Consider the following 6,804-nt stretch of genomic DNA (forward strand, 5'->3'; position numbering starts at 1 on the left):
TCACTCCGCGATGCCGCACGTCACCACGGCCGTCGAAACGCTTCGACCGTCGGCCGGACGCCTCACCGCGAGCCACCGGAAGGTAACCGCAGATGAACGACCCCACCGACCGCGCCACCGGACCGTCCCCCGAAGCGCACGCCGACGAGCTGCTGGCCCGGCTCACCCTGCCGGAGAAGATCGGCCTGCTGCACCAGTGGCAGGCCCCCGTGCCCCGGCTGGGCCTACCCGGCTTCCGCACCGGCACCGAGGCGCTGCACGGGGTCGCCTGGCTCGGCCCGGCCACCGTCTTCCCGCAGGTCGTCGGCCTGGCCAGCAGCTGGAACCCCGACCTGGTCCGGGCCGTCGGCGACGCCGTCGGCACCGAGGTACGGGTCAAACACCAGGCCGACCCCGCCGGCGTCGGGCTCAACGTGTGGGCGCCGGTGGTCAACCCGCTGCGCGACCCCCGCTGGGGCCGCAACGAGGAAGGCTGGTCGGAGGACCCGTGGCTGACCGGCCGGCTCGCCACCGCGTATGCGACCGGGCTGCGCGGCGACCACCCCCACCGGCTGCGCACCGCCCCGACAATCAAACACTTCCTCGGCTACAACAACGAGACCGACCGGGCCACCACCTCCAGCGACCTGCCACCCCGGGTCCTGCACGAATACGAACTGCCCGCGTTCCGCGCCCCCCTCGCCGCCGGCGCGGCGGTCGCCGTGATGGCCTCCTACAACCTGGTCGACGGGGTGCCCGCGCACCTGAGCCCGCTGCTCGACGGCGAACTGCGCCGGTGGACCACCGACGAGGTGATGGTCGTCGGCGACGCCGGGGCGGTCACCAACATCGCCGGCGTGCAGGGCCACCTGCCCGACCACGTCACCGGCTTCGCCGCCGCCCTACGCGCCGGCATCGACAACTTCACCGAGGACGACACCGACAGCGCACCGACCGTCCGACGCATCACCGAAGCCCTGCACCGCGGGCTCGTCGACGAAGCCGACGTGGACCGGGCGGTCCGCCGCATCCTCACCGTCCGCATCCGCCTCGGCGACCTGGACCCACCCGGGCAGGACCCGTTCGCCGGGGTCTCCCCCGACCTGCTCGACAGCCCCGCCCACCGGGACCTGGCCCGCGAGGCAGCCCGCCAGTCGGTCGTGCTGCTCGACAACGACGGGCTGCTGCCACTGCCCACCCGCACCCCACCCCGGGTCGCGGTCCTCGGCCCCCTCGCCGACACCGTCTACGAGGACTGGTACAGCGGGACCCTGCCGTACGCGGTCACCGTCCGGGAGGGCCTGGCCCGGGAACTGCCCACCGTCACCCACCACTGCGGCGCCGACCGGATCGCGTTGCGCGTCGGCGACCGGTACGTGCGCTGCCCCCGCTCCTCCGAAGGTGGCCCGTTGACCGCCGACGACGGCCGCGACGGCACCTGGTTCGACGTGTTCGACTGGGGGCAGGACGTGGTGGCGCTGCGCGCCGTCGCCAACGGCCGGCACGTCGGCGCCGACGACGACGGGGCACTGGCCAACGACCGTCCCGGACCGGGCGGCTGGATCGTGCGGGAGACCTTCCGCTTCCGGCACCGCCCCGACGGCACCGCCCTGCTGCACCACCTCGCCACCGGCGCGTACGTGCGGGTCGACGAGACCGGGCGGCTGCGCGCCGACGCCACCGACCCGGACACCGCCACCGCGTTCACCGTCGAACTCGTCGCCGACGGCGCGGCCGAGGCCGCCGCGCTGGCCGACGCCGCCGACGTGGCCGTCGTCGTCCTCGGCAACCACCCGATGGTCAACGGCCGGGAGACCGAGGACCGGGCCGACCTGGCCCTGCCCGGCGGGCAGGAGCGGCTGCTGCGCGCCGTGCACGCCGCGAACCCGCAGACCGTGCTGGTGCTCACCAGCAGCTACCCGTACGCGGTGGGCTGGGCGCACGAGCACCTGCCGGCGGTGCTGTGGTCGGCGCACGGCGGTCAGGAACACGGCACCGCCCTGGCGCAGGTGCTGCTCGGTGTCGCCGACCCCGGCGGCCGGCTCACCCAGACCTGGTACCCCGACGCCGCCGACCTGCCCGACCTGCTCGACTACGACGTGATCGGCGCGGACAGCACCTACCTCTACTACCGGGGCGAGCCGCTGTACCCGTTCGGCCACGGCCTCAGCTACGCCCGGTTCGACTACGCTGACCTGCGGGTGGACACGCCGACGGTCAGCGCCGGCGACGAGGTCGCGGTGAGCGTCGAGGTCACCAACACCGGCGACCGGGAGGGCGAGGAGATCGTGCAGCTCTACACCCGGCAGCGACGCTCCCGGGTCAAGCAGCCACTGCGGCAACTCCGCGACTTCACCCGGGTCACCCTCGCCCCCGGCCAGCGACGCACGGTCACCCTGCGGCTGCGTGCCGACGACCTGACCTGGTGGGACGAGCAGCGCGGCGGCCCGGTGCTGGAGGACGCCACCCACACCCTGCTGGTCGGCCGTTCCGCCCGCGACATCCGCGCCGTCGGCGCGGTGACCGTGCACACCCGCGCCGCCGCGCCGCGGCCCCGCCCGGCGGTGGCCGCCGGCGGTACCCGGTGACCGCCGCGCCCGGGCGCAGCCGCAAGTCGCCCGACCAGGTCACCATCGTCGACGTCGCCCGGCACGCCGGGGTGGCGGTCAGCACCGTTTCGTACGTGCTCAGCGGCAAACGCGCCATCTCCGAGGTGACCCGCACCCGGGTGCTGGCCAGCATCCGGGAACTGGGCTACCACCCCAACGCCGGGGCGCGGGCGTTGGCCAGCCGACGCGCCAACACCATCGCCCTGGTCCTGCCGCTGCGCGCCGGCATGCAGGTGCCGGTGGTGATGCAGTTCGCCATCGCGGTGGTCACCACGGCCCGCCGGTTCGACCACGACGTCCTGCTCGTCACCTCCGACGAGGGGCCGTCGGGGCTGCGCCGCATCGCCGGCAGCGCCATGGTCGACGGGATGCTGGTGATGGACGTCGAACTGGACGACTCGCGGGTGCCGCTGCTGCGGGACCTGACCCGACCCAGCGTCCTGATCGGCGTCCCCGCCGACCCGACCGGCCTGACCTGTGTGGACCTCGACTTCCACCGCGCCGGGCAGGTGTGCGTGGAACACCTGGCCCGGCTCGGGCACCACCGGGTGGCGCTGCTCGGCGCCCCCGCCGCCGTCTACGACCGGGGCACCGGCTTCGCCCACCGCACCCGCGCCGGGGTGGCCGCCGCCGCCGACCGGCACGGCGTCACCGTCGTCACCCAACCCTTCGAGGAGGGGCCCGCCGCGATCCGTCAGGAACTCGCCGACCTGCTCGACCGGCACCCCGACCTGTCGGCGCTGGTGGTGCAGAACGAGGCGGCCGTCGGGCCGGTGCTGGCCTGCCTGCCCACCCTCGGACGACGGGTGCCGCAGGACATGTCGGTGGTGGCGATCTGCCCCGACCAGTTCGCCGAACAGGCCGCACCCCGGATCACCTCGGTGCCGGTGCCCGCCGAGGAGATCGGCCGGCAGGCGGTGGCGTTGCTGATGCGCAAGCTGCACGACGAGCCGGTGCCGGAGGTGACGCTGCTGCCGCCCCGGCTGACCATCCGGGACAGCACCGCCGCGCCGACGGCCCGGACCCCCCGGTGACCGGCGGGCCACCCCCGTCGGCACACCGGATCTGGGACGACGCCCCGGCCGCCGACTGGCCCGACGCCTTCCTCACCGGCAACGGCGAGTACGGGCTGATGGTCCCCGGCGACCCGCACGCCGAACGGCTGGTGGTCAACCACCACCGGTTCGTGCTGCCCAACGGCACCCACGACGCGCGGGCCCCGCACCTGGCCGCGCTGCTGCCCCGGATCAGGGAACTGGTCCTCACCGGCCGCCGCGCCGAGGCCGGTGAACTGCTCACCGGCGGCCGGGACCTGGCGTGGACGCAGTCGTACCATCCGGGGTTCGCGCTGACCGTCGACGCCCCCGCGACGACGGTGCGGGACTACCGGCGGCACACCGACTTCACCACCGGCGAGGTGGTGGTGCGGTGGTCCGGGCGGCGGCGACGCAGCTTCGTCTCCCGCGCCGACCGGCTGGTCGTCACCCACCTCGACCAAGGCGACTGCGTCGTCGGGGCGACCGGTGACCTGCCCGGCCGCCCCGACACGGTGCGCTACGACACCACCGCCTACCGCCACGACGGGCTGGTGTTCCTGCGGGTCCGTGGCCGCTACCCCGACGTCGGCGGCGCGTACGGCTTCGAGGCGGTGACCCTGGTCCGGGGCGACGCCGAACCCGCCGGTGACCGGGTGCTGGTACGCGGGCCGGCGCTGCTGACCACCGTCCTGGACCGCACCGCCACCGCGGCGTGGCCCACCGCCGCGCAGCAGCGGCGACTCGCCGGGCACCCGGCCGACTATCCGACGCTGCTGGCCCGGCACGTCACCCGGCACACCGGCCCCTACCGGCGGGTCGACCTGGACCTGGCGGTGCCGGCGGCCGACCGGGACCTGCCCGTGGGCGCGCTGCTCGCCCGGCAGGCCACCGCCGGTGACCGGTGCGACCCGGCGCTGCTGGAACGCCTCTTCCACGCCGGCCGGTACCTGCTGCTCAGCGCCAGCGGCGTGCTGCCGCCCCGGCTGACCGGCATCTGGACGGGGTCCTGGGACGCGGCCTGGGCCGGGGACTTCACCACCGACGCGAACCTCAACCTGCAACTGGCCGGCGCGAACGTCGGCGCGTTGCCGGAGGTGACCGCCGCGCACGCCCGGCTGGTCCGCGCCCAGGTCGACCACTGGCGGGACAACGCCCACGCCGTCTACGGGGCACGGGGCCTGCTCGCGCCCAGCCGCACCGACGGTGAACACGGGCACCTGTTCCACGTCCACCCGCACTGGCCGTTCACCGCGTGGCTGGCCGGCGCGCACTGGCTGCTGCACCCGCTGTACGAACACCACCAGGTGACCGGGGAACCGCTGGGGGAGGTGGCGGGTTGGCTGGCCGAGGTGGCCGACTTCTTCACCGACGTGCTCACCGACGTCGACGGGCAGCCGGCGCTGGTGCCGTCGTACTCGCCGGAGACCGGGCCCCTCGACGGCACCGGCCGGCCGGTGCCGGTCGCCGTGAACGCCACCATGGACGTCGCCGCCGCCCGGCACGCGATGGCCGTCGCCGCCGAGGTGACCGGGTCGCAGCGGTGGGCGGCGGTCCATGACCGGCTGCCCGGCTACCGCATCGACGCGCGGGGCGCGCTGGCCGAGTGGGCGTGGCCCGGCTACCGCCCCGACGACGACCACCGGCACGTCAGCCACCTGTATCCGGTGTGGCCGACCGGGGAGATCGACCCCGAGGACACCCCGGAGCTGGCGGCGGCGGCACACCGGGCGTTGACGGTCCGCGGCGACGAGGACGGCTCCGCCCACGGCACCCTGCACCGGGCCCTGGTGGCCGCCCGGCTCGGCGACGGGCCGCTGGTCGGGACGTACCTGCGGCGGATCGTCGCGGCGGACATGTTCTTCCGGTCGCTGATGAGCGCCCACAACCCGGGCCGGGTGACCTACAACGCCGACGCGGCGCACACCCTGCCGGCGGTGCTGATCGAGGCGCTGGTGCAGACCCGCCCGGGTCTGCTGCGGCTGCTGCCGGCGCTGCCGCCCGGCCTGCACCGGGGGACGCTACGCGGGGTGACCTGCCGGGGCCGGCTCACCGTCGAGGAGTTGACCTGGGACGACGGTCGGGTCACCGCCCGGCTGGTCGCCGCCACCACCCGGCGGATCCGGGTCCGCAGCCCCTACGGCGACACCGGCTGTGACCTGCCGGCGGGCACCCCGGTGCGGGTGACCCACCGCCGGTGACCCGCCCGGGTCACAACGCGTCGGGCCGGCACAGGGCGGGATGCCGCTCGCCGGGCCGCGCGTACCAGGGGGCGTCGTCGGGGGCTGCGGCGGTGTCCAGCCGCAGCCGCGCCCACTCGTCCAGCTCCGGCAGCGCGTCGGGGGCGAACCAGCCGACCTCGGTGGACTCGTCGCCGTCGGCACGGGGCCGCCCACCCACCGGCCGGCACCGGAACCACACGTTGAGGTACTCGCAGGCGTCGCCGTTGGGGTAGACCACCGGGTGGGTGGCGACCCCGGCGATCCGGTCGACGACGACCCGTACCCCGGTCTCCTCCCACACCTCCCGCACCACCGCGTCGGCGGGCTGCTCACCCGGGTCGACCACGCCGGCCGGCAGCGACCAGCGGCCGTTGTCGCCGCGGCGGGCCAGCAGCACCCGGCCGGCGTCGTCGCGGACCACCCCGGTCACCCCGGGCAGCAGCAACAGGTCGTGTCCGACGTGGGCACGCAACTTGACGATGTACGGGGAGACGGCCACCGGCCCACCGTAACGGTCCCGGCGGCCCCGGCGGCGGCGGACCCGCGCGACGGTGGGGGTGCGCCGGGGTGTCCCGGGCAGCCTCTAGACTTCCCCGTCGATGGACCCGCAGCCCACCACCCCCGCCGACCTGCGTCCCTGCGCGCACTGTGGACGTGACGTGCCGCAACGCGCCGGGGCGGGACGCCCGTTCCGGTACTGCCGGGACAACGACGGCGCCTGCCAGCGGGCGTCGCGTAACTCACGGATGCGACACCGCAACGCCCCCGGCCTGCCCGGTCAGGTGGCCCGCACCTGGGAGGTCGTGGACCGGCTCGACCAGGTGGTGGAGACCCTCACCGAGGCGTTGCACGCCGAACTGTCCCCGGCCGGGGTGCAGCGGCAACTCGCCCAGGCCCGCGCCGACGCCGCCGCCGAGATCGCCGCCGCGCACACCGCCCGCGACGAGGCCCGCGAGGCCG

At 75.5% G+C, this 6,804-nt stretch carries 4 protein-coding genes and 1 pseudogene; 4 read left to right on the forward strand and 1 reads right to left on the reverse strand.

What is annotated here, in order from left to right; translation table 11 throughout:
• The first annotated feature begins 92 nt into the window (after positions 1-92).
• From H1A17_RS17095 to H1A17_RS17105, 3 genes are read left to right on the forward strand one after another with little or no spacing between them, the layout of a single operon-like run.
• Positions 93-2,567 carry a beta-glucosidase gene (locus tag H1A17_RS17095; RefSeq protein ID WP_194822325.1) on the forward strand — a complete coding sequence of 825 codons (2,475 nt, stop codon included), beginning with the start codon at positions 93-95 and terminating at the stop codon, positions 2,565-2,567.
• A complete protein-coding gene (locus tag H1A17_RS17100; protein ID WP_145920027.1) occupies positions 2,564-3,622 on the forward strand; it encodes a LacI family DNA-binding transcriptional regulator in 1,059 nt (352 codons plus the stop codon). The genes H1A17_RS17095 and H1A17_RS17100 overlap by 4 nt, the downstream gene beginning before the upstream one ends.
• Positions 3,619-5,823, forward strand: coding sequence for a glycoside hydrolase N-terminal domain-containing protein (locus tag H1A17_RS17105; RefSeq protein ID WP_194822326.1), 2,205 nt, complete (start codon positions 3,619-3,621; stop codon positions 5,821-5,823). The genes H1A17_RS17100 and H1A17_RS17105 overlap by 4 nt, the downstream gene beginning before the upstream one ends.
• A 10-nt stretch (positions 5,824-5,833) precedes the next feature.
• Here the strand turns inward: H1A17_RS17105 and H1A17_RS17110 are convergent, their stop codons facing one another.
• A complete protein-coding gene (locus tag H1A17_RS17110; RefSeq protein ID WP_145920029.1) occupies positions 5,834-6,343 on the reverse strand; it encodes an NUDIX domain-containing protein in 510 nt (169 codons plus the stop codon).
• 100 nt (positions 6,344-6,443) lie between these two features.
• Here H1A17_RS17110 and H1A17_RS17115 point away from each other — a divergent pair.
• A pseudogene (locus tag H1A17_RS17115) lies at positions 6,444-6,804 on the forward strand (hypothetical protein); the annotation flags it as partial.

Source organism: Micromonospora sp. S-DT3-3-22 (assembly GCF_015354745.1).
In the GTDB taxonomy this organism is placed as follows: Bacteria; Actinomycetota; Actinomycetes; order Mycobacteriales; family Micromonosporaceae; genus Micromonospora; species Micromonospora wenchangensis.

Bases quoted from the DNA above. Each gene is read 5' to 3' on its own strand.
- H1A17_RS17095 (WP_194822325.1), top strand. From the start codon at position 93: ATGAACGACCCCACCGACCGCGCCACCGGACCGTCCCCCGAAGCGCAC.